Source organism: Pseudomonas lijiangensis, from assembly GCF_018968705.1.
GTDB lineage: Bacteria > Pseudomonadota > Gammaproteobacteria > Pseudomonadales > Pseudomonadaceae > Aquipseudomonas > Aquipseudomonas lijiangensis.
In genome coordinates, this window is sequence record NZ_CP076668.1 from 312,968 (window position 1) to 336,427 (window position 23,460).

The window sequence follows — 23,460 nt, forward strand, 5'->3', positions numbered from 1 at the left end:
AGCCAACACTTAGAATTTCCAGGAGCTCCACCTTATGTCAATTCGCCGTTTCGCTTTGGCTGCTCTGGCCAGCGCTGTTTTTGCAGGTTCCGCTGTTGCAAAGGATTATGAATTGCTCAACGTGTCCTATGATCCGACACGCGAGCTGTATCAGGAATACAACGCAGAGTTCGCCAGCTACTGGAAAAAGGCTCACCCGGAAGACACCGTCACCGTCAAGCAGTCCCACGGTGGTTCGGGCAAGCAAGGCCGTGCGGTCATCGACGGTCTGCGCGCTGACGTCGTGACCCTGGCTCTGGCCGGTGACATCGACGAAATCGCCAAGCTGGGCAAGACTCTGCCAGAGAACTGGCAGACTCGCCTGCCAGATGCCAGCACGCCTTACACCTCGACCATCGTGTTCCTGGTGCGCAAGGGCAACCCTAAAGGCATCAAGGATTGGGGCGACCTGATCAAGAAGGATGTCTCGGTTATCACTCCGAACCCTAAAACCAGCGGCGGTGCGCGCTGGAACTTCCTGGCGGCATGGGCCTATGGCCTGAAGTCCGGTGGCAGCGAAGCCAAGGCCAAGGAGTACGTACAGACCCTGTTCAAGCATGTGCCGATTCTGGACACCGGTGCTCGCGGTTCGACCATTACCTTCGTCAACAACGGTCAGGGTGACGTGTTGCTGGCCTGGGAAAACGAAGCGTTCCTGGCTCTGAAAGAAGATGGCGGCAACGACAAGTTCGATATCGTCGTACCTTCCCTGTCGATCCTGGCCGAGCCGCCTGTTGCGGTCGTCGACAAGAACGCCGAGAAGAAAGGCAACACCGAAATCGCTACCGAATACCTGAAGCACCTGTACAGCAAGGCTGGTCAGGAAATCGCAGCCAAGAACTTCTACCGCCCGCGTGATCCGGAAGTTGCCGCCAAGTACGAGAAGCAATTCCCGAAACTGGAGCTGGTAACTATCGACAAAGACTTTGGCGGCTGGAAAACTGCGCAGCCGAAATTTTTCAATGACGGCGGTGTGTTCGACCAGATCTACCAAGCGCAGTAATCTGTGCAGCCAGGCGGCATTGCTCGATAAAGCAGTGTCGCCCAGGACACGTTCATTAGCCCGGACTCGTTTCCGGGCTTTGTGCAAGCGCAACCAAGGACTTTTATGTCGCGTCGTATCTCCCCCGTCATACCCGGCTTCGGGCTGACGCTGGGCTACACCTTGGTGTACCTCAGTCTCATTGTGCTCATACCGCTGGCGGCCATGTTCGTTCATGCCGCGCAGCTCACCTGGGATCAGTTCTGGACCATCATCACCGCTCCGCGTGTGATCGCTGCCTTGAAACTGAGTTTCGGTACCGCGTTCTACGCAGCCCTGATCAACGGCGTCATCGGTACGCTGCTGGCCTGGGTGCTGGTGCGCTATACCTTCCCCGGCCGCAAGATCATCGATGCGATGATCGATCTGCCGTTCGCCCTGCCCACCGCCGTTGCCGGTATCGCGCTGACCGCGCTTTATGCACCCAATGGTCTGGTCGGGCAGTTCGCCACGGATCTGGGTTTCAAGATCGCCTACACCCCGCTGGGTATCACCCTGGCGCTGACGTTCGTGACCATGCCGTTTGTGGTGCGTACCGTGCAGCCCGTACTGGCTGATATTCCCCGTGAAGTCGAAGAAGCGGCTGCCTGCCTGGGCGCTCGCCCGTTGCAGGTGTTTCGCTACATTCTGGTGCCTGCCTTGTTGCCTGCGTGGTTGACCGGGTTTGCCCTGGCCTTCGCCCGTGGTGTCGGTGAGTACGGCTCGGTGATCTTCATCGCCGGTAACATGCCGATGAAAACCGAAATCCTGCCGCTGTTGATCATGGTCAAGCTGGACCAGTACGACTACACCGGTGCGACGGCTATCGGCGTGATGATGCTGGTGGTTTCCTTCATTCTGTTGCTGCTGATCAACTTGTTGCAGCGACGCATCGAAACCCCATCCTGAGGAGGCGCGCATGTCTTATTCATCTGTTTCTGCCGCCGCCGATGCCAACGCTGCACGCCGTGGCAATTCAACAGCGCGCCGGGTCCTGATCGGCCTTGGCTGGCTGATTTTTGCCCTGTTTCTGGGCCTGCCGCTGTTCATCGTGGTTTCCCAAGGGCTTAAAAACGGCCTGGGTGCGTTCTTCTCCGCGATTCTTGAGCCCGATGCGCTGTCGGCCCTCAAGCTGACGGTGATTGCTGTGCTGATCTCGGTTCCGCTGAACCTGGTCTTCGGCGTCAGCGCCGCCTGGTGCGTGAGCAAGTACTCGTTCCGGGGCAAGAGCATTCTGGTGACCCTGATCGACCTGCCGTTCTCGGTATCGCCGGTCATCGCCGGTCTGGTCTATGTGCTGATGTTCGGTGCCCAGGGCCTGTTCGGGCCATGGTTGCAGGACCATGACATCCAGATCGTCTTTGCCCTGCCGGGCATTGTGCTGGCGACCATTTTCGTGACCGTGCCTTTCGTGGCGCGTGAACTGATCCCGCTGATGCAGGAGCAGGGCACCCAGGAAGAAGAGGCCGCACGCCTTCTGGGCGCCAATGGCTGGCAGATGTTCTGGCACGTCACGGTACCCAATATCAAATGGGGTCTGATCTACGGCGTGGTGCTCTGTACCGCACGGGCCATGGGTGAGTTTGGTGCGGTGTCGGTGGTGTCCGGCCACATCCGCGGCGTTACCAACACCCTGCCGCTGCACGTCGAAATCCTCTACAACGAGTACAACCACGTGGCAGCCTTTGCCGTGGCGAGCTTGTTGCTGATCCTGGCGCTGTTCATCCTGCTGCTCAAGCAGTGGAGCGAATCCCGCATTAACCGTCTGCGCCAAAGCGCGGCGGAGGAATAAATCATGTCGATCGAAGTCCGTAACGTCAGCAAGAACTTCAACGCCTTCAAGGCCCTGAACGCTATCAATCTGGATATCCAGAGTGGCGAGCTGGTTGCCTTGCTCGGCCCGTCAGGCTGCGGCAAGACCACCTTGCTGCGCATTATTGCCGGTCTGGAAACCCCGGATGCAGGCAGCATTGTGTTCCACGGTGAAGATGTCTCCGGTCACGATGTTCGCGACCGTAATGTCGGGTTTGTATTCCAGCACTACGCGCTGTTCCGGCACATGACCGTGTTCGACAACGTTGCCTTTGGCTTGCGCATGAAGCCCAAGAGCCAGCGCCCGAACGAAACCCAGATCGCCGCCAAGGTTCACGAGCTGTTGAACATGGTGCAACTGGACTGGCTGGCCGACCGTTACCCCGAGCAGCTTTCCGGTGGTCAGCGCCAGCGTATCGCCCTGGCGCGTGCCCTGGCGGTCGAGCCCAAGGTGCTGCTGCTGGACGAACCCTTCGGTGCGCTGGATGCCAAGGTGCGTAAAGAACTGCGCCGCTGGCTGGCGCGCCTGCACGAAGACATCAACCTGACGTCGGTCTTTGTGACCCACGACCAGGAAGAAGCCATGGAAGTGGCAGACCGCATCGTGGTGATGAACAAGGGCGTGATCGAACAGATCGGCTCGCCGGGCGAAGTGTACGAGTCGCCGTCCAACGACTTCGTCTACCACTTCCTGGGCGACTCGAACCGCCTGAGCCTGGGCGACAACGGCCATGTGCTGTTCCGTCCCCACGAAGTATCGCTGTCGCGTCAGGAGCTGGAAGACCACCACGCTGCTGAAGTTCGTGATATCCGTCCGCTGGGCGCCACCACACGCGTGACCCTCAAGGCTGAAGGCCAGAGCGAACTGATCGAAGTTGAAGTGGTGAAGGATCACGACAGCCTGGTTGGCCTGGCACGGGGCGAGACGTTGTTCTTCAAACCGAAGGTCTGGCAGAAGGTTTCGGGCGTTTAGCACATGCTTGTGCGAATTCATTCGCGAATGAATTCGCTACGGCGTAATACCGATCAGTTAAGGCATACCTGTCACTTGTGGGAGGGGCCTTGGCCGCGACGACTTGCTTACAGGCAACACATTTGAAGCGTCTGAAAGTAAAGTCGCCAGCAAGCTGCCTCCCACAAAGTGACCTTGGCTGATCAATATTATTCCTGGAGTTTTCAGACTGCGGCTTTTGGTGCGTTGCGCCGAACCGGCCCCGAACGCTCTTCGATGGCATGCTGCAACGGCTTGCGCATCCCCGCCAGAAACGCCAGTTCCGCCACCACGAACAATGGCCCGATGATCAGGCCCGTGACGTCGTCGATGAATGCCGGTTTGCGGCCTTCGTAGTAATGGCCGATGAACTGGATGATCCAGCCGATCACAAACAACCCGACTCCCGCACTCAGCCAGACCATGGTGGTCTGTTGCGCCAGATTCGCACCTGCCCAGATGCAAAGCCCGAGCATCACGGCCATCACCAGCCCCAGCGCCCGATCCAGCTTGAGATAGAACACGGTCGAGGCCAGCGCCACTAACGCAGCAGGCGATAACCAGACCCCGCCCACGTCCCAGCCCGGACGCGACAGCAATACCGCCACAGCCAGCACGATCAGGGGTATTCCCACGAAGTGGGTCACGATATTGCGTGAGTCGCGGTGATACGCCGCGTATTGGCTGAGATGATCGACAAGGTTTTTCATTATTATTCCTGCCTGAGACGATTATCGGGTTGGGCTACCGTATCGCTTTTGCAATACGAGCGTTTGGAAAAAAAGGGAGCAAACATGACAAATGGAGCGGGATGGCGGTCACGATTACTGTCCGATTACTGGTTTACCTATTTACCTGCCGACTTGCAGGATAGCTTGCTTGACGCCGCTCGGCAGCGGCGCAAGACACCCGGCAAACTGCTGTTTGAAAAAGGCGACCCTCCGTGCGGGCTTTATGTCCTGCTCGAAGGCTCTGTGCGCATGGGTGGCATTGACGAACAGCGCCTGGCGCCACGGCTCAAGGAAGTCCGGCCGCCTTACTGGTTTGGCGAAGTTTCATTGTTCGACGGCATGCCCCGCATGCTGGATGCCTACTCGGTGGATCAGACGATCTTCCTGCAGATCCCCCATGAAACACTCGTCCAGTGGCTCGAAAAGAACCCGCAGCACTGGCGTTACTTCGAGGCATTGCTCAGCCACAAGCTGGGCCTGGCCTTGCCCGGCACCGAGAAAATGAAGCAACTGCCCGCCCGTGCCCGCGTGGCCTGGCGCCTGTTGCTGCTGTGCGAAGGCTATGGTCATTTGAGCCACGCACGACGCCTTGTCACGCTGGACGACATCCTTGCCACGGACACCTTGTCGCTGTCCCGACCTGACGTACTCGAAGCCCTCGACGATTTGCATCAACGCAAGATCGTGCGTCTTGGCGATGAGCAGGTGGAAGTCTTCGATGTGGTCGCGTTGCGCAAGGTTGCCAATTTTTCGCGGACCAGGGTGTTGGGCTGATTCATGTCGAAAACGGTTTTGCCTGGATTGCAGCAAGAGCCTGTTGCTCACTCATCATCCAGGCAGCCGATACCATGCATCGTGCTTCCACCAAGTCATGTACCTTTGAAAATTCGTTGGCCAGGTTTCGTCTGAATATCGGCTCATGGTGCGCAATCCGGTTGCGTAGCAGGCGGATTGCTTCCAGATCCGTTGCCAGTCTCAATCTTTGAGTAGATACCGTTTTTGTCTGGTCCAGGTTGGGGAACAGGGAAAAGAGGTGCGTGTTCCAGATCCGTTGGTCGTGGCGGCTCGTCAACATTTTTTCCCAGAACACGAATTTAAGCTCGACAACAATTCGATCTGTGGTGCGACAACGGGTACGTGTGTCGATCAGATCCTGACGTTGCTGGTAGCCGTATCCTTTGGAGACAGGGAGACTGTTTTCAAAATTTTTATCCCAAGGCCAGTGATTTCCATAGACCAACTTCAGTGCATCCGATACGGCATTGCGTACAGTTACCTCGCAAATGTGGAGTGGGGTCAGTAAGGCGCTAGAAACGTGCGCGTTCCAGGCGTAGAGTTTTACCGCATCCTCGCAGGAAAGCCCGGCTGCCGCTGCTGCGGTTTCGTAGGTTGCAAATCTTGCGGGTGACAAAGCGAGGCGGATAGCTGGCGCGACAGGTTGAGCAAGCATTGACGACAACGGTGAATATCCTTATATTCCGTTCACTAGCCGAGGGAAACGAGGGCGAAAGCCTCCACCCGCGGACATATGAAAGTAGTTCACGAAAAACCCACCTCACGGTGGGTTTTTTCGTTTTCGGCGCTGAATTTACCAGCAAATTTCCAACCTCTCCATGCCTGGTCGCTGTGATGTGCTGTGAGGTTTTCATGGTTTTGTCATTTGGCTGATCAGCGCGGAGGCAGGTGATCTGGAGTCCGGCAGTCACCTCGCCAACTCATTGCGATACTGCTCCGGTGTCTGTCCTGTCCAGCGTTTGAAGGCGCGGTTCAGGCTGTCGATATTGGCAAAGCCCAGCAGGTAGGCGGCTTCGCTCAGTGAGACTTGTGGGTCGCTCATGTGCAGCAGTGCCAGGTTCTGGCGACATTGCTTGAGCAGCAGGTCATAACGACAGCCTTCGTCGGCCAGGTGCCGTTGCAGGCTGCGCGGGCTCAGATTCAAGGCCTGGGCAATGCTTTCGGCCGAGGGTTCTCCTTCCGGTAGCAGATTCTCGATGGCCGAGCGTACACGCTGCTCCCAGATCAGTGGCTGGAGCTGTTCGCCGTTGCGGGGTGCTTCGCTCAGTTGCGAAGGGTTGTCGTCCAGGTGGCTGTCGAAGTCGGCGCACGCGAATGTCAGCAGGTTTTCTGCTGCCGAGAAGTACAGCCGCGCCCGGAAGAAGTCCTGCCAGGGTTGGGGATTGGCGGGTGCGGGTCGCTGCAAGTGGACGCTTAGCGGTGCATAGTTGCGGCCCAGCCGGTTACGGCAGGTGCGCACATAAATGGCGGCAAAGGCATCCAGCACTTCATGGGCGGGTGCCGCAGCGCCTGCCGGTGTATTGAAGCGAAGCTCGTAGTGCTCATCGACTCGCTTGAAGCTCAAGGCCAGTGCGTCATCGGCCATCGAGTGATAGCGCACGATGCGCTCGAATACTTCCCGCAAGGACTCGCTGGCCACCAGCGTGTAGCCCAGCGCATGAAAGGTGGTCGGGCTGACGAAGCGCGAGACCCGCAAGCCCAGTGCCGGATCATGGCTGGCGTCAACCGCCAGTTGCCAGAGCCGACGGGTTGCGTCTGGTGAGTATTCGGCGTTGGGAGCGTCAATGAGGTGGGGATCGAGTCCGGCGTCCTTGCACAGCGCAAAGCTGTCCAGGCCCAAGACATCGAGTTGTTTGCGCAAAGCGCGGGTCCAGGTGGCAAAGCTGTTTGACTCGGGCATATGAACGACCCTTCCTGTCATCGATTGTTACTCACGCCGGGCGGTGCCGACAGGTATCGATGGCAACTCCTTTGCCCGATACCGAAGTCAGAGCATGGAAGCATTTATGACAATTGTGCAAGTGCTGGCTGACTGAATGCATAACGAGTCATATGAGGACGGTGGTGATCGAGCCAGTTGTGATGTTCATCCTCTGTAGCTTTCCTGTAACCCGTCGGGTTTATCTTCCTTCCTGAAAGCAATTTTTAGAGGGATCGTCCTTGAGACAGGGGGCGGTTCCTTTTTTTTGTGTCTCATATTTGTTTTGGTTATTAATAAATAGCTACTTATTCCTTATCGGATATAAGTTTCCTCCCTATACTCGTTTCATGAGTGCCCACATGCAGGAGGCGAACCCATGCATAACGAGTCGATCCGTTACCTGATCGTGCCAGGCTGGCAAGGGTCGCCTGAGGATCATTGGCAAAGTCACTGGCAGGCCAGTCTCCCCAACAGCGCGCGCGTCGAGCAGTACGACTGGCTCAAGCCGCGTCGTGAAGACTGGATTGGCGAGTTGCAGCGCATGATTTCTGCGCAAGACACGCCGGTGATCCTGATCGCTCATAGCCTGGGTTGCATCACGGTTGCGCATTGGGCGCAACTGGCTCCGCTGGAGTCCTTGCGTCAGGTGCATGGAGCGCTGCTGGTGGCCCCTGCCGATGTGGAGCGCCCCAACTGCCCGCCTGCATTACGTAATTTTGCACCGATTCCCCAAGACCTCCTGCCGTTCCCGACGCAGATCGTCAGCTCGGACAACGACCCTGCCGTCAGCTCCCAGCGTGCCCTGGAAATGGCTCGCAACTGGGGCGCGGAAGTCGGGTTCCTGAGTCAGGCGGGGCACATCAACGTCAAGTCGGGTCATCAACGCTGGGAGCAGGGGTTCGCTTACCTGTACCGCCTGCAGAATCGTTTGGAACAGCACGCACGTCGTCGGGCATGAGTTCATACCTGGCGGCCATATTACGTTTTCGTCGGGCCATTTCGGGTCTGCCTGTTTTTAACGCTTGAGTCTGGCAAGGCTCAGGCGGGAGTTTGTCATGAGCCTTGAAAATTTTGGTCAGCCGCTGCTGACGTTCCCTGAGGCGGACAAGAGTCCCCTCAGTATCCGCGCCAAAGCACTGGTATTCATCGATCCACGTTCTCGTCAGTTGCGCGAAGAAATGGAACAGCTGGCTCCGCGCTCGCTGCCGGTTCTGATTCGCGGCGAATCCGGCACCGGCAAGGAATTGCTGGCGCGGCACATTCACCGTGGCAGTGATCGCTCCGGGCTGTTTGTGTCGGTCAACTGCGGTGCCATCAGCCCGTCCTACGCCGATGCGGAGTTGTTCGGCTATGCCGCAGGCGCCCACAGCGTTTCGGGAAGCAGCCGTGCTGGCTGGTTCGGGTCGGCCAATGGCGGCACGCTGTATCTGGATGAAATCGGCGACTTGCCGCTGCCGATTCAGATCAAGCTGCTGTCGGCGCTGGAAAACCATGAAGTCACCCGCGTCGGCGCACATCAACCCAGCCCCGTTGATGTGCGGCTGGTGGCTGCAACCAGTATCGACCTGGCCCAGGCTGTAGAAGCCGGGAAGTTTCACGAGCGGCTTTATCACTATCTGAGCGAAGGGCGGCTCGATCTGCCGGCCTTGCGCGAACAGCCCGGCAACATCCTGCCGTTGGCGGAATACTTCGTGGGCATCTACAGCCAGCGCCTGAACCTGCCGGTGCAGTTGCTCAGCGATGAGGCGCAGCATGCCCTGCAATCCCACAGCTGGCCCGGCAATACACGTGAGCTGGAAAACGTCATTCACTTTGCGCTGCTGGTCAGCAGTGGCGAAGAGATTCTGCCGGAGCACCTGAACCTGCCACAAAGCACCAATCCGGTTGCTGAGGTCGAGCGGCTGGTGGGGCAGATACTGGTGGATGCCAAGGAAGAACAGCTTCTGGCCGTAAAACGCCTGCTGGAGCGTATTCAGTCCAAGGATTGAAACGTCGCCCTGTTTTTGTCCTGCGCCCCTTATGGGGCGTTTTTTTTGCTTGCGAGACGGTGGGTGAAATCAAACAGGTATAAGGACTTATCAAAAAAATCTTTTCTAGGAATAAGAAAGCCCGGTAATGTCCGCTCCATGCCCCCGATAGCCTCTGCATCGCGGGCAACACATTGGTGAGCTGTCGTTTTCCACGACTTTGATTTTCCTAAGGACATTGCATGAAAAAGACCTTGTTGTTGACCGCTCTGGCGGCTGCGCTTTCCATTGGCCTGGCTCAGGCTGGCGAAAAACTGGTGGTTGGCGCGACACCTGTCCCACACGCTGAAATTCTGGAGCTGATCAAGCCAACCCTGGCCAAGGAAGGCGTGGATCTGGAAGTCAAGGTCTTCACCGATTACGTGCAGCCTAACGTGCAGCTCAACGAGAAGCGTCTGGACGCCAACTACTTCCAGACCAAGCCTTATCTGGATGGCTTCAACAAGGGCAAGGGCGCCAAACTGGTGACCGGCGTCGGCGTTCACGTAGAACCTTTCGGTGCTTACTCCTCCAAGTACAAGAAGCTGGCCGACCTGCCTGAAGGCGCAACCGTTGCCATTCCGAACGAGGCCAGCAATGGCGGCCGTGCGCTGCTTCTGCTGCAGAAGGGCGGCCTGATTACCCTCAAGGATCCGACCAACGCGCTGTCGACGCTGAAAGACATCGCGACCAACCCGAAAAAACTGAAGTTCCGCGAACTGGAATCGGCTTTGCTGCCGCGCTCGCTGGGCCAGGTTGACCTTGCTCTGATCAACACCAACTACGCGCTGGAAGCCAAGCTGAGCCCACGCAAGGATGCGCTGATCATCGAAGGCTCCGATTCGCCATACGTGAACTACCTGGTAACTCGTGAAGACAACGCCAATAGCGACGCTATCCAGAAGCTGTCCAAGGCGTTGACCAGCCCTGAAGTGAAGGAATTCATCAACAAGAAGTACGACGGCGCGGTATTGCCAGCGTTCTGATTGTCGACCGGATACGGTAATACCCTTTCCCGGCTGCCGCTTCTACGGAGTTTTCTGTGGGAGCGGCTTCAGCCGCGAAGCCTGCTAGCTCATTCCGCGCTATGAATATGCCATAACGGTATTTAAATTTAGTTTCTTATACCTATAAAGTTCTGCCTCTATATTCATCTACATGTTTTGGAGTCGGAGCCTATATGTCCGCAGCCGCCCTCGCTTCATCGTCTACCCAAGCCGCAGAGCAACAGTTCGAGGTGCGTCCATTCACCGGCAAGGTGGGCGCGGAAATCGTCGGGCTGGACTTGTCCAAAACCCTCAATGACGCCGATTTCGCTCGTGTGCACAAAGCGCATCTTGATTACCACCTGATCGTGTTTCGCGACCAGCACATCACTCCGCAGCAACAGATCGATTTCAGCCGCCGTTTCGGCGTGTTGCAGATCCATGTGCTCAAGCAGTTCCTGCTGGCCAATCACCCGGAAATCCTGATCGTTTCCAACATTGTCGAGAACGGCCAACCTGTGGGGCTGGGCGATGCTGGCAAGTACTGGCATTCGGACCTGTCCTACAAGGAACTGCCGAGTCTGGGCTCGATGCTCTACGCCCAGGAACTGCCAAGCGAAGGCGGCGACACGCTGTTCGCGGACATGCACCTGGCCTGGGAAACCCTGCCGCAGCATCTGCGCGAGGCGGTCCAAGGGCGTTCAGCCGTTCACAGCTACACCTCCCGCTATCTGGATGGTGACAACGCCGCCAACTGGCGTCCGACCCTGACGCCAGAGCAGTTGGCCCAGGTCGCGGAAGTGACGCACCCGATCGTGCGCACCCACCCGGAAAACGGCCGCAAGGCATTGTTCGTCAGTGAGAACTTCACGACCCGCATCGTGGGCCTGCCGGAAGACGAAAGCCGCCAGCTTCTGACCGAGATCTATGCCCACTGCGCCCGTCCCGAACATATATACCGTCACCAATGGCAGCCACACGACATGGTCTTCTGGGACAACCGCTCCCTGATCCATCTGGCAGCCGGTTGCCCGGCACATCTGCGACGCAAGTTGTATCGCACCACCATTCAAGGCGATGCGCCGTTTTGATTCAGGGGAATTGGTCATGAATGCTGTAGTGCAAAGCCATACGGCTAGCGAAGGTACAAACACGCAACAGGCCACTCAGCATGCCACTGAGGCCTTGTTGAAAGTTCAGGACGTGAGTCTTGAATACCGCACCCCCGAGCGGGTCGTGCGGGCCACCCACCAAGTCAGTTTTGAAGTCGATCCGGCGGATCGCTTCGTACTGCTCGGCCCTTCCGGTTGCGGCAAGTCCACCTTGCTCAAGGCCGTGGCCGGGTTCATTCAGCCCAGCGAAGGGCAGATTCGTCTGGCGGGCGTTCAGGTCAAAGAGCCTGGCCCGGACCGGATCGTGGTGTTCCAGGAGTTCGACCAACTGCCACCCTGGAAGACCGTGATCGAAAACGTGATCTTTCCGCTGCTGGCCTCGCGCACCCTCAAGCGTCCCGAAGCCCTGGAGCGTGCGCGTTACTACCTGGAAAAGGTCGGCCTCAGTGCCTTTGCCGACGCCTACCCGCACACCTTGTCCGGCGGCATGAAAGCGCGTGTGGCGATTGCCCGTGCCCTGGCGATGCAACCGAAAATCCTGCTGATGGATGAGCCCTTTGCGGCGCTTGATGCCCTGACTCGCCGCAAGATGCAGGAAGAACTGCTGGAGTTGTGGGAAGAAGTGCGTTTCACGTTGCTGTTCGTGACCCACTCCATCGAAGAAGCGCTGGTGGTCGGCAACCGCATCCTCTTGCTGTCACCTCATCCGGGCCGTGTGCGGGCGGAAATCAACAGCCATCAGTACGACCTGAAAAGCCTCGGTGGCGTCGGTTTTCAGCAAACGGCACAGCGTATTCACCGCTTGCTGTTCGATGAAAACGAAGCTGGTGGCCAGGCCGAGTCCGAGCTGAATTTCCAGGATATCCGCATCGCTTATTGAGGCCTGTTAAGCGCCTCAACATGACAACAGAGAACCCGACATGAGTCTTTCACCCCCCGTTCGTGAAGAATACGAAGTCGCGCTGGAGCCCTTCACCCAGAAGGATCTGGTGCGCGATATCCCCCTGGCCCAACGCATCTGGCAACTGGGCTGGGTCCGCAAGAGTGTGATCATGGTCCTGCTGGCCGTGCTCTGGGAAGTCGCCGCACGTATCCAGAACAATGACCTTCTGCTGCCCAGCTTTCTGCAGACCGCCACGGCGTTCTATGACGGCATCATCACCGGTGAATTGCCCGGCAAAGTCTGGATCTCCCTGAAGGTACTGATCCAGGGGTATGTGATCGGCATTGTCCTCGCGTTCGGCCTGACGACCCTCGCGGTTTCGACCCAACTGGGCCGTGACCTGCTCAGCACCCTGACCGCGATGTTCAACCCGCTGCCTGCCATTGCCCTGCTGCCGCTGGCGCTGCTGTGGTTCGGGCTTGGGCAGAATAGCCTTATCTTCGTGCTGGTGCATTCGGTGCTCTGGGCGCTGGCGCTCAATACCTATGCCGGTTTCCTCGGTGTCTCGGAAACCCAGCGCATGGCCGGTCGCAACTATGGCCTCAAGGGGTTGCGCTTTGTCTGGCACATCCTGATTCCGGCGGCGCTGCCTTCGATTCTCGCCGGCCTGAAAATCGGCTGGGCCTTCGCCTGGCGCACCCTGATCGCGGCCGAACTGGTCTTCGGCGCGTCCTCAGGCAAGGGCGGTCTGGGCTGGTACATCTTCCAGAACCGTAACGAGCTGTATACCGACAAAGTGTTTGCGGGGCTGGCGGCGGTGATTCTTATCGGCCTGCTGGTGGAAAACCTGCTGTTTGCCAATATCGAGCGCCTGACAGTCAAGCGCTGGGGCATGCAGCGTTAAGTGCATGGAACGCTTGGTTTCTTATCGTCTTTCGAATTTTTGTGAGGGTTTCATGGTTACTTCTTTCAAACGCCCGGCACTTACCGCACTGGCAGCAGCATTGGGGCTTGCAGGCGCACTGCTCAGCGGTGGCGCACAAGCCGAAGGCAAGATCAGCATCGCCCAGCAGTTCGGCATCGGCTATCTGATTCTGGATGTAGTGCGTGATCAGAAACTGATCGAAAAGCACGGTAAAGAGCAAGGCCTGGACATCAAGGTCGACTGGAACAGCATTTCCGGCGCTACCGCCATGAACGAAGCGCTGCTGGCCGGTGCGCTGGATGTGGTGTCGGCAGGCGTGCCGCCGATGCTGACCATCTGGGACCGCACCAAGGGCAAGCAGAACGTCAAGGCCATTGCCTCGCTGGGCTCCATGCCCAACTACCTGCTGACCAACAACCCGAACGTCAAAACCCTGAAAGACTTCACCGACAAGGACCGCATCGCAGTGCCGGCGGCAGGTGTAGGCTTCCAGTCGCGTACCTTGCAGATCGAGACGGCCAAACAGTTCGGAAACGAGAACTTCAAGAAATTCGACAACATCTCCGTCAGCCTCGCACACCCTGACGCCACCTCGGCGCTGATTGCCGGTGGTTCGGAAATCAACTCGCACTTCTCCAGCCCGCCGTTCCAGTACCAGGCGCTGGAAAACCCCAACGTGCATAAAGTGCTGAGCAGCTACGACGTACTGGGTGGCCAGGCCACCTTCAACGTGCTCTACACCACCGAAAAATTCCACGACGAAAACCCAAAGACCTACAAAGCGTTCTACGCCGCGCTGGCCGAGGCCGAGAAAATCATCAAGGCTGACAAAGCGGAAGCGGCCAAGACTTATATCCGTGTCGAGCAGTCCAAACTGGCGCTGCCGCTTGTAGAGAAAATCGTCTCCGACCCTGAAATCGACTTCACCATCACGCCGCAACGCACCTTCATCTACGCCGAAAAACTGCATGAGCTGGGTGTGTTGAAAAACAAGGCTGCAAGCTGGAGGGATTACTTCTTCGAAGAAGCTCATGGTGGGTCGGGTAGTTGATAAATCCCACAAGCTTAATTAGTTGGCATTAGTGGTAGGAGCGAATTCATTCGCGATAGGCCTGTACATTCAAAGAAAATGTATCGCCTTCAATGATGTCTCGCGAATGAATTCGCTCCTACGCAGCTCTCAACAAATCCGCCAGCGAAGTCATTTGCCTGCCGATTTTGCTCTTTCTTCTGTATGAACTTCCCTGGAAAAGCCCAAGCCCTTGCGCCTCTGAATTCTGGCGCATAGGCTGATTCGGTCACTGAAATGACCGCTTTGCGTGGGGCATCTTCGGATGCACCGGGTCTTGTGTTCTCTACCGGTCTGCTAACCTGCGTCAAGGCTGTCGCCTTCAACTCCCTTTGAAAAAAATCAGAATTTTTTAAAACAGGCCATGAACCTGTTCTTCAAGAGGCGCTTTGAAATAAATATATTAGCCATACGCGTACAACATATCTTCGATTATCTCTAGCTCTTGTTTGGTAAATGGCGGGTGGTCGTAATTTTTTATACGCTCCAGTACACCTCTAATTGGAACTTGGCGTGAGCGTTCCTCCACGAAACCTATGAGTCGATCAGCTTCCGGGTCTTTGTTTTTTAGATATTTAATTATTAGGGTTTTTAATGATTCACGTGCTTGGTCATCGCTCAGCATTTTATTGTTTCGCCTGTGCTATCTGACTTCAAAGGAGGTAATCTGAAATATTAGATAAATGCATTGCCTCTAAAGATTCTCTAGGTCTTTAGGACCTCCATCGCTGATCAATCTTTCCATGTCCTGATTGAAGAGTTCTATCTTCTGAGTGTTATTGGATCTTGTTAGCTCTTGTCTTAAAAAACTTATGGTTTCGGATGTTTTTTGACGCTGTGCGTCTGGTAAATTAAGAAGTAGGTCAAATCCGTTGACGGATAAGGCAGGAGATTTTTTGCGCATATAATAATAGCAGCCTATGTTTTCAAATAGGTCTTCTGCATCCTGCAAGCTGATGGTCACTGTATCTAGATATTTGCTGAAAGCATTATTCAATATTAGATCGGGCGTTTTGTGTGTTTTGAGAAAGCTGCAGAGTCCCGCCCAGTTTCTAATGTGCAGCTGAGTACCCCAATCAGGGTCAGGAGAGAAATAATTTTTTAGCCCCCTGAAATAGTCTGAGAATTCATTTCGGTTTAAGGCGGTTTCAAAATTACTTCTCATTGAGGTTTTTTCCAGTCGTCAGCGTTCTTGCGCTCTCTGACTTGTTGTAGCCCATTATAGAGTTGAATGCGGATTCACTAATAACGATGCACGCTGCATGTGGCTTACAGAGCCTCAAGATCTGTAGTGCATCCTCTCTTTATAAATGTTTCAATTTCTTGGTCAAGTGTGTAATTCGGCAGGTCTTTGTTTTTTATATCGTACTCTTTTCTCAAGAAACGAAACATCTTGCCAATGGTTTTTTTACTGTCTTTATCGACGCTTTCGATTAAATCGTAATCGTCGTCAGATAAAAATGAGATTTTCTTTCTAAGCGTATAGTATGACGAGATGTTACGTAGCAGACTCTCGGCATCACTATATGACTCTTCGAGATACCTCAAATACTCTTCAAATAGATTTGTCAATAGACTCTGTGCAGGCTTTTGCTTTTTGAGAATACTGCACATTTCTTGCCAATTACTTACGTATAAATGGTCGCCCCAGTCTGAGCCTCTTGCAAAGTAAATACCCTTTCCTTTGAAGAACTCCGAAATTTCATGTCTGTCTAAAGCCATTTCAAAAGAGGTTGTCACGGAAATGCTCCAGAGTAAGATATCTTTTTACAGCTTCTCTAAGTCTATCTTGCAACCATTATCCTTTATTTCGGAAAGAAATTGATCGAAGCTGATTACGGGGCTGCCGGCATTATGTATATCATATTCTCTACGAAGCAGTCTGAACAGTTCGCCTATTATTTTTTTGCTGCCAGAGTCGAGAGCAAGTATTAAGTCGAAGTCATCAGCAGACATGAAACTAGTATCTACTCGCATTGAATAGTAGCAGCTTATATTGAGTAATACGGAATCTGCATCTTTGTAGGTGATTTGCAATGATTGCAAGTGCTCGTTGAATGCTTTTAGCAGTATATTATTTGGCTGTTCTTTCTGTTTTAGGAAGCCACATAAACCTTGCCAGTTATTTATATACAGGTGGTCACCCCAGTCTGGATCCCTTGAAAAGTATTCTCCTTGGCCTTTGAAGAACTCAGGGAATTCGTTTTTTTCTAGTGCAGTCTGAAATTTTGTTTTCATTGAAACTTTTCCCAGTCTTCAAATTGGCTTGGTGATTTATTTGAAGTTGCAGGTTGTCAGGCGATACTCCAAGTTTCTTCTGTTGGGAGACTCGCGTGTTACAGAATTATATAAATTCCGGATGCTCTAAAGATTCTCTATGTCTTTAGGGCCACCATCCCTGATGAGTATTGCCATGCGCCGCTTGTAAAGCTCTAGGTCCTGAGCTTTGTCAGCTTTGGATAGCTCTTGTCGTAGAAAACGCATGATTTGGGATATCTTTTGTTTTTGTGTGCTTGGTAAATCAAGAATCAGGTCGAATCCATTTGTAGATAAGGCAGGAACTTTCTTTTTCATATAGTAATAGCAAACTATATTTTCAAATAAGTCCTCTGCTTCTTTTAGAGTAATATTGACTGTGTCCAAGTACTTTGTAAAAGCATTTTTTAGTACTGTGTCTGGGGTCTTTTGTGTTTTAATGAAGCCGCAGAGTCCTTGCCAGTTCATGATGTGTAGCTGATTTCCCCAGTCAGGGTCTGCTGTGAAGTATGTGCCAATTCCTCTAAAGTAGTCCGGGAATTCATCTCTGTTTAAGGCAGTTTCAAAATTGCTTCTCATTGAAGTTGCTCCCAATCATCAAACTGGCTCAAAAGCTTGTTCATATCCATCCCGTGGTCGATTTTTTCTGATCCAACCAGTGCGGCTTCTTTCGTTCCACTTTTGGTTTCTCCTCCAGGAACCCATTCTTTAGGATAAGCGCCTGCTTCATTGCCATTTGGGATTTCATATTTGAACCTAGGGTCGTTAGGTTTAATATTTACGAGATAAATTTTGGCGTTAGAGAGGTCTTTCGTGCCAAGATTCAGCTCTCTGTTAAGTATCTCCCAGTTACCGCCGCTCGCTTTATATTTGGCGACTACTTTATCCATCTCGGATGGTAGACCTACAAATTTTCTAGGCGGGAAAGTAGGATACTTCGAGAGTTCGATCCACTCATCGATAACAACAAACGAGCCTCCCTGCTGCCGGAATGCCTCTTCGTGCATCGTTACATATGATTCTGGCAGATATTCGCGCGTGTCAGTGGGTCTGTTTCCTCTCTCGAGATTGATCACTTCATCGTACTTAGCCTGAGACATGGGAATCCGGTCAGGTTTCGTTGCGTTCGCCGAATTGTTGGGAAGCGTTGTTCCTGATCCTGGACAGCTATCACTCAACCCCAACGGATCCACCCACCCCGTAGGGTTAGGCACATACCGATAGTTATTCAGCCCACCCGCCAGCTTGATCGGGTCAGGTGTCAAAAACCGTCCGGTCCCCGGATTGTAGTAGCGATGCCGGTTGTAGTGTAACCCTGTCTCCGCATCGAAATACTGACCTTGAAAGCGCAGCGGGTTGTCGATTTCGGCGACGTCCAGCGTGGCGAGGTTGCCGTAGGCGCGGTATTTGGCGGACCACATGATCTCGCCGCTGTAGTCGGTGAGCTCCTGTGGCGTGCCGAGGTGGTCGAGTTGGTAGTAGAACGGCGTGGCTTTGCGTGGGCCTTCGCCGTCGAGCATGGCCAGCGGGCGGAAGCTGCCGGGTTCGTAGACGTAGCTGCGATAACGGTTGTCGGCGCTTTCGGCGACGAGGCGTTCGCCTTGCCAGAGGAATTCGGTGGTGTGGCCGTCGACGGTCTTGGCGATGCGGCGGCCAAAGGCGTCGTATTTGTAAGTGGCGGTACTGCCGCCCGGCAGGCTGACGCCGATCAGTCGGTGTTGGGCGTCGTAGCGGTATTCGGTGACGAGTTTCTGGCCAGCACCACGACGCTCGCGGATCTGGTTGCCGTAGGCGTCGTAATCGTAATGGCGGTCGCCCTGCATCAGCAGGCGGTTGCCCTTGACGTTGGCCAGGTTGGCAGTTGGCAAATCGCCCTGGCCCAGCAGGTTACCGGCCGGGTCGTGGGCGAAGCTTTCCGGTGTGTTGCCACGAACGTTGATCAGGCGGTCCAGCGGGTCGTAGTGAAAGCTGCGATTGCCCTTGCGGCTGTCATCGATCCCCGCCAAGTTGCCGTTGGCATCGTAGGCGTAGCGACGCTGGAACAGGCTGCGATCCTGCTGGCTGACGCTGTGCGCTTGCAAGCGACCTTGTTCGTCGTACTGATACTGGCTGAGCAACAGACCCTGCTGACGCTGCCGCTCCCGACCGCCACTGAACTGCTGGGCGGTCAGGCGCGAACCGTTGAGGTCGATGCTGCTCAGTTGCCCGCCGCAATGGTGGTGGTAGTCCAGCTTGCTGCCGTCCGGCAGGCGACAGTGTTTGAGCTGGCCGACGCTGTCGTACTCGTAGCGCAGCTTGCCCCAGCCTTGGTGTTCGGTGATGAGGCGGTCTTGCAGGTCGTATTCGTAGGCCAGCGGCCAGTTGCCGTCGTCGACATTGACCAGGCGGCCAAGGGCGTCGTAGCTGTAGTGAATCTCTTCGCCGTCGGGCAGGGTCTTGACCAGCAGGCGGCCGGCCGCGTCGCGCTGGTACTCGGTCACTAACTCGCTTTCGTCGTCACCGAATTCGGTTTTCTTCAGTAACTGGCCGTTGAGGTCGTATTCATACGCGGTGCGGCGACCGTCGAAACCGGTTTCCTGCTGGATCAGGCCATTCGAGTAGTAATTGAGGTGGTAACGCTCGCCACGCTCGTTCTCGATTTCGGTCAGCAGCAGGCGCGAGTTGTCGTAGCGGTAGCGCAACTGGCTGCCGTCGGGATTGATGCGGCGGCTGACCAGGTGCAGGTTGTCGGCGTATTCGTAACGGGTGATGCGACCCAGTTCATCGCGCTCGGCGGTGACGCGGCCATACGGGTTGTAAGCGAAGGCGCGGGTGGCACCGCCCGGCAAGGTCACCTGTGCCAGGCGGTTGGCAGCGTCCCATTGGTAATTGTTTACGTTCGCTAACGAAAACCCTGCCTCCAATCACTTGGTCCGATACCCTTTTCCCTTTCTTCTGCATGAAGTTTCCGAGAGAATCCTGAGCCCTTGCGCAGGGGTATTCCGGGCTCTAGGCTGCATCCGTCGCTGAACATCAGCGGTCGGGTTTAGCAGCCTGTTTGATCAATCCCAGCGCAAGCTTCGTTTATGGCGGCTTTGTGCGGGGCACTTTCGAGTGCGCCGGTTTTGGGATGGTCACCGGTCTGCTAACCCGTATCAAAGCCGCCACCCTTGGACGTTTAGCAGCGGGCCTGGGTGGTCTGATGGAGATTGTCCCAATGGTTAAAGTAATCCCCGATCCACCGCAAATAACGCTTGAAGAATCCTTGTTGCATGTCAGTGATCTGCTGCGTTGCGCTGCTGCCACTGCATACGAAACCGGCGACAGCCTCAATGGCCCCAAACGTGATTTGGCGTTTTCGGTGGTGCATTTGATTGGCATGGCCAAGACGGAACTGGAACGGTCTTTGGCGCGCGTGGAGGTGCGTTGATATACGAGTGACCAGTACCAGTGTGAAGGTGCGAGTGAGGGCAGCCTTGCTCGCACATATTGTTCAGAAAAATCTCGAATTCGACTTTACTTCAGCAATTGACCGTTGAGGTCACATCCATAAGCGGTGCGACGTGGGTCGAAGCCGTTTGCCGGCTGGATCAGGCTGTTGGCGTAGTAATCGAGTTTGTAGTGCTCATCACGTCCGTTCTCGATGTCGGTCAGCAGCAGACGCGAGTTGTCGTAGAGGTAACGCAACTGGGTGCTGTCCAGATTGATACGTCGGCTGAGCAGATGTAGGTTGTCGGTGTATTCGTAGTGAGCTGCTACCAATTTCTCCCTGCGCTCACTAACTCAAAAGGAATAACAGTCTACGAAGTACGGTACTTGTGTGGCTGGGTCGTATAAGGGATCAGTCGAATCCAGCCATTGCTCTATGCTATCGATACAGAGAGTTACTCAGTTGGCAAAGGCAAGTAGATGCATCGCCCTTTAGAGATTCTCTATATCTTGAGGGCCGCCATCATTGATGAGCTTTTTCATACGGCGATTATAATGCTCGATATCCTCCGCTTTATTGGATTTTGTCAATTCTTGGCGTAGGAAAGTCATGATGCCCGATATTTTTTTCTTTTGTTCGCTAGATAGGTCAAGAATCAGATCAAATCCATCTATGGATAAGACGGGATGTTTTTTACGCATGTAGTAATAGCAACCGATGTTTTCAAAGAGGTCATCTGCATCCTTTAGGTCGGTATTCACAGTGTTTAAATATTTCTCGAATGCCTCTTTTAATACTGAATCTGGGGTTTTATGTGTTTTGAGAAAACCACAAAGCCCTTGCCAGTTTCTAATGTGTAGCTGAGTACCCCAGTCGGGATCTCTCGTAAAGTATATGCCATTCCCTTTAAAGTAGTCTGGGAACTCATCTCTGTTTAAGGCTGTTTCAAAGTTGCTTTTCATTGAAGTTGCTCCCAGTCATCAAACTGACTCAATAGTTTTTTCATGTCCGAGCCGTGATCGATCTTTTCTGATCCAATTAGTGCCGCTTCCTTTGTGCCACTTTTTGTTTCACCTCCGGGAACCCACTCTTTTGGATAAGCACCGGCTTCATTTCCATTTGGAATTTCATATTTAAACCTAGGGTCATCAGGTTTGATTTTTACGAGATAGATTTTGACCTTGGAAAGATCTTCTGTGCCAAGGTTTAACTCTCTATTAAGTACCTCCCAGTTATTGCCGCTTGCTTTGTATTTGGCGACTACGGCATCCATTTCGGATGGCAAGCCTACGAATTTTCTAGGGGGGAACGTTGGATACGTTGAGCGCTCAATCCAGTCATCGATAACAACAAACGAGCCTCCTTGCTGCCGGAAGGCTTCTTCGTGCATGGTTACATATTGTTCTGGCAGATATTCGCGAGTATCAGGAGGCCTATTTCCTCTTTCAAGGTTGATTACCTCATCGTACTTTTCCTGAGTCATGGGTATACGATCAGGCTTCGTCGCATTCGCAGTGTTATTGGGAAGAGCGGTTCCTGATCCCGGACAGCTATCACTCAACCCCAACGGATCCACCCACCCCGTAGGGTTAGGCACATACCGATAGTTATTCAACCCACCCGCCAGCTTGATCGGGTCAGGCGTCAAAAACCGTCCAGTCCCCGGATTGTAGTAGCGATGCCGGTTGTAATGTAAGCCCGTTTCCGCATCGAAATACTGACCTTGAAACCGCAGCGGGTTGTCGATTTCGGCGACGTCCAGCGCGGCGAGGTTGCCGTAGGCGCGGTATTTGGCGGACCACATGATCTCGCCGCTGTAGTCGGTGAGCTCCTGTGGCGTGCCGAGGTGGTCGAGTTGGTAGTAGAACGGTGTCGCTTTGCGTGGGCCTTCGCCGTCGAGCATGGCCAGCGGGCGGAAGCTGCCGGGTTCGTAGAGGTAGCTGCGGTAGCGGTTCTCGGCACTTTCGGCGACGAGGCGTTCGCCTTGCCAGAGAAATTCGGTGGTGTGGCCGTCGACGGTCTTGGCGATGCGGCGGCCAAAGGCGTCGTATTTGTAAGTGGCGGTACTGCCGCCCGGCAGGCTGACGCCGATCAGGCGATGTTGGGCGTCGTAGCGGTATTCGGTGACGAGTTTCTGTCCGGTGCCGCGACGTTCGCGGATCTGGTTGCCGTAGGCGTCGTAGTCGTAATGACGGTCGCCCTGCATCAGCAGGCGGTTGCCCTTGACGTTGGCCAGGTTGGCAGTTGGCAAATCGCCCTGGCCCAGCAGGTTACCGGCCGGGTCGTGGGCGAAGCTTTCCGGCGTGGCACCACGGACGTTGATCAGGCGGTCCAGCGGGTCGTAGTGAAAGCTGCGATTGCCCTTGCGGCTGTCATCGATCCCCGCCAGGTTGCCGTTGGCATCGTAAGCGTAGCGGCGATGGAACAGGCTGCGATCTTGCTGGCTGACGCTGTGAGCCTGCAGGCGACCTTGTTCGTCGTACTGATACTGGCTGAGCAACAGACCCTGCTGGCGCTGCCGCTCCCGTCCGCCACTGAACTGGTGAGCCGTCAGGCGCGAACCGTTGAGGTCGATGCTGCTCAGTTGCCCGCCGCGATGATGGTGGTAGTCCAGCTTGCTGCCATCCGGCAGGCGACAGTGTTTGAGCTGGCCGACGCTGTCGTACTCGTAGCGCAGCGTGCCCCAGCCCTGGTGTTCGGTGATGAGGCGGTCTTGCAGGTCGTATTCGTAGGCCAGCGGCCAGTGGCCGTCGTCGACGTTGACCAGGCGGCCAAGGGCGTCGTAGCTGTAGTGAATCTGTTCGCCGTCGGGCAGGGTCTTGACCAACAGGCGGCCAGCAGCATCGCGCTGGTACTCGGTGACCAGCTCGCTGTCGTCATCGCCGAATTCGGTTTTCTTCAGCAACTGGCCGTTGAGGTCGTATTCATACGCGGTGCGGCGACCGTCGAAACCGGTTTCCTGCTGGATCAGGCCGTTGGTGTAGTAATCGAGGTGGTAACGCTCGCCACGTTCGTTCTCGATTTCGGTCAGCAGCAGGCGCGAGTTGTCGTAGCGGTAGCGCAACTGGCTGCCGTCGGGATTGATGCGGCGGCTGACCAGGTGCAGGTTGTCGGCGTATTCGTAACGGGTGATGCGACCCAGCTCATCGCGCTCGGCGGTGACGCGGCCATACGGGTTGTAAGTGAAGGCGCGGGTGGCACCGCCGGGCAAGGTCACCTGTGCCAGGCGGTTGGCAGCGTCCCATTGGTAATTGTTTACGTTCGCTAACGAAAACCCTGCCTCCAATCACTTGGTCCGACACCCTTTTCCCTTTCCTCTGCATGAAGTTTCCGAGAGAATCCTGAGCCCTTGCGCAGGGGTATTCCGGGCTCTAGGCTGCATCCGTCGCTGAACATCAGCGGTCGGGTTTAGCAGCCTGTTTGACCAATCCCAGCGCAAGCTTCGTTTATGGCGGCTTTGTGCGGGGCACTTTCGAGTGCGCCGGTTTTGGGATGGTCACCAGT

The 23,460-nt window shown here is 55.1% G+C and carries 21 protein-coding genes and 3 pseudogenes; 13 read left to right on the top strand and 11 right to left on the bottom strand.

Annotated features, from left to right (window positions below):
- Positions 1-34 precede the first annotated feature (34 nt).
- The 4 genes from KQP88_RS01475 to KQP88_RS01490 all read left to right on the top strand — a co-directional run bounded on the left by KQP88_RS01475 (position 35) and on the right by KQP88_RS01490 (position 3,845).
- Positions 35-1,042 (top strand): sulfate ABC transporter substrate-binding protein, encoded by a 1,008-nt coding sequence (locus tag KQP88_RS01475; RefSeq protein WP_216704648.1) that lies wholly within the window; start codon positions 35-37, stop codon positions 1,040-1,042.
- Between the two features lie 105 nt (positions 1,043-1,147).
- On the top strand, positions 1,148-1,969 hold the full coding sequence (gene cysT / locus KQP88_RS01480) for a sulfate ABC transporter permease subunit CysT (RefSeq protein WP_025258057.1): 822 nt from the start codon (positions 1,148-1,150) through the stop codon (positions 1,967-1,969).
- Between the two features lie 10 nt (positions 1,970-1,979).
- Positions 1,980-2,852, top strand: a complete 873-nt coding sequence (gene cysW, locus KQP88_RS01485; protein WP_117163650.1) for a sulfate ABC transporter permease subunit CysW — start codon at positions 1,980-1,982, stop codon at positions 2,850-2,852.
- Positions 2,853-2,855: 3 nt separating this feature from the next.
- Positions 2,856-3,845, top strand: a complete 990-nt coding sequence (locus KQP88_RS01490; protein WP_216704649.1) for a sulfate/molybdate ABC transporter ATP-binding protein — start codon at positions 2,856-2,858, stop codon at positions 3,843-3,845.
- 203 nt (positions 3,846-4,048) lie between these two features.
- Here KQP88_RS01490 and KQP88_RS01495 read toward each other — a convergent pair whose 3' ends face one another.
- A complete protein-coding gene (locus tag KQP88_RS01495) occupies positions 4,049-4,573 on the bottom strand; it encodes an Mpo1 family 2-hydroxy fatty acid dioxygenase (protein WP_216704650.1) in 525 nt (174 codons plus the stop codon).
- A gap of 84 nt (positions 4,574-4,657) precedes the next feature.
- Here KQP88_RS01495 and KQP88_RS01500 point away from each other — a divergent pair, with 84 nt between their 5' ends.
- Complete coding sequence (locus KQP88_RS01500; RefSeq protein WP_216704651.1) at positions 4,658-5,368, top strand: Crp/Fnr family transcriptional regulator; 711 nt, start codon at positions 4,658-4,660, stop codon at positions 5,366-5,368.
- 1 nt (position 5,369) lies between these two features.
- On the opposite strand, the gene KQP88_RS01505 is transcribed toward KQP88_RS01500, so the two are convergent.
- Positions 5,370-6,044, bottom strand: a complete 675-nt coding sequence (locus KQP88_RS01505; RefSeq protein WP_095067320.1) for an Abi family protein — start codon at positions 6,042-6,044, stop codon at positions 5,370-5,372.
- Positions 6,045-6,296: 252 nt separating this feature from the next.
- Complete coding sequence (locus tag KQP88_RS01510) at positions 6,297-7,289, bottom strand: AraC family transcriptional regulator (RefSeq protein ID WP_200986323.1); 993 nt, start codon at positions 7,287-7,289, stop codon at positions 6,297-6,299.
- Positions 7,290-7,686: 397 nt separating this feature from the next.
- On the opposite strand from KQP88_RS01510, the gene KQP88_RS01515 reads away from it, so the two are divergent.
- The 7 genes from KQP88_RS01515 to KQP88_RS01545 all read left to right on the top strand — a co-directional run bounded on the left by KQP88_RS01515 (position 7,687) and on the right by KQP88_RS01545 (position 14,273).
- The gene (locus KQP88_RS01515) at positions 7,687-8,268 is read left to right on the top strand and encodes an alpha/beta hydrolase (protein ID WP_200993569.1); all 582 of its coding nucleotides are present in this window, start codon (positions 7,687-7,689) and stop codon (positions 8,266-8,268) included.
- Between the two features lie 97 nt (positions 8,269-8,365).
- Positions 8,366-9,298, top strand: coding sequence for a sigma 54-interacting transcriptional regulator (locus KQP88_RS01520; RefSeq protein ID WP_025258064.1), 933 nt, complete (start codon positions 8,366-8,368; stop codon positions 9,296-9,298).
- A 221-nt stretch (positions 9,299-9,519) separates the two neighbouring features.
- Positions 9,520-10,302, top strand: a complete 783-nt coding sequence (locus KQP88_RS01525) for a MetQ/NlpA family ABC transporter substrate-binding protein (RefSeq protein WP_216704652.1) — start codon at positions 9,520-9,522, stop codon at positions 10,300-10,302.
- Between the two features lie 194 nt (positions 10,303-10,496).
- Entirely contained in the window at positions 10,497-11,393 is an 897-nt protein-coding gene (locus KQP88_RS01530) for a TauD/TfdA dioxygenase family protein (protein WP_216704653.1), read from the top strand.
- 16 nt (positions 11,394-11,409) lie between these two features.
- Entirely contained in the window at positions 11,410-12,294 is an 885-nt protein-coding gene (locus KQP88_RS01535; RefSeq protein ID WP_253950537.1) for an ABC transporter ATP-binding protein, read from the top strand.
- A 40-nt stretch (positions 12,295-12,334) separates the two neighbouring features.
- A complete protein-coding gene (locus KQP88_RS01540) occupies positions 12,335-13,201 on the top strand; it encodes an ABC transporter permease (RefSeq protein ID WP_216704654.1) in 867 nt (288 codons plus the stop codon).
- A gap of 52 nt (positions 13,202-13,253) precedes the next feature.
- Positions 13,254-14,273: an ABC transporter substrate-binding protein gene (locus tag KQP88_RS01545; RefSeq protein WP_216704655.1), complete on the top strand. Its 1,020-nt coding sequence runs from the start codon at positions 13,254-13,256 to the stop codon at positions 14,271-14,273.
- Positions 14,274-14,985: 712 nt separating this feature from the next.
- Here KQP88_RS01545 and KQP88_RS01550 read toward each other — a convergent pair.
- The 5 genes and pseudogenes from KQP88_RS01550 to KQP88_RS01570 form a co-directional block, all read right to left on the bottom strand.
- Complete coding sequence (locus KQP88_RS01550; RefSeq protein WP_216704656.1) at positions 14,986-15,456, bottom strand: hypothetical protein; 471 nt, start codon at positions 15,454-15,456, stop codon at positions 14,986-14,988.
- A gap of 104 nt (positions 15,457-15,560) precedes the next feature.
- Positions 15,561-16,031 (bottom strand): hypothetical protein, encoded by a 471-nt coding sequence (locus KQP88_RS01555; protein WP_216704657.1) that lies wholly within the window; start codon positions 16,029-16,031, stop codon positions 15,561-15,563.
- Between the two features lie 27 nt (positions 16,032-16,058).
- Entirely contained in the window at positions 16,059-16,529 is a 471-nt protein-coding gene (locus KQP88_RS01560) for a hypothetical protein (RefSeq protein ID WP_216704658.1), read from the bottom strand.
- Positions 16,530-16,655: 126 nt separating this feature from the next.
- Positions 16,656-17,126, bottom strand: a complete 471-nt coding sequence (locus tag KQP88_RS01565; RefSeq protein WP_216704659.1) for a hypothetical protein — start codon at positions 17,124-17,126, stop codon at positions 16,656-16,658.
- Positions 17,123-19,423, bottom strand: a pseudogene (locus KQP88_RS01570) (RHS repeat-associated core domain-containing protein); the annotation flags it as partial. The pseudogene KQP88_RS01570 and the gene KQP88_RS01565, both read right to left, overlap by 4 nt.
- A 320-nt stretch (positions 19,424-19,743) precedes the next feature.
- Between KQP88_RS01570 and KQP88_RS01575 the strand changes: the two are divergent.
- Positions 19,744-19,956, top strand: coding sequence for a DUF6124 family protein (locus KQP88_RS01575; protein WP_095067314.1), 213 nt, complete (start codon positions 19,744-19,746; stop codon positions 19,954-19,956).
- 89 nt (positions 19,957-20,045) lie between these two features.
- Here KQP88_RS01575 and KQP88_RS01580 read toward each other — a convergent pair.
- From KQP88_RS01580 to KQP88_RS25435, 3 genes and pseudogenes are all read right to left on the bottom strand, one after another.
- Positions 20,046-20,276, bottom strand: a pseudogene (locus tag KQP88_RS01580) (hypothetical protein); the annotation flags it as partial.
- Positions 20,277-20,447: 171 nt separating this feature from the next.
- Complete coding sequence (locus tag KQP88_RS01585; protein ID WP_216704660.1) at positions 20,448-20,918, bottom strand: hypothetical protein; 471 nt, start codon at positions 20,916-20,918, stop codon at positions 20,448-20,450.
- Positions 20,915-23,215: pseudogene (locus KQP88_RS25435) on the bottom strand (RHS repeat-associated core domain-containing protein); the annotation flags it as partial. The gene KQP88_RS01585 and the pseudogene KQP88_RS25435, both read right to left, overlap by 4 nt.
- Between the last annotated feature and the right edge of the window lie 245 nt (positions 23,216-23,460).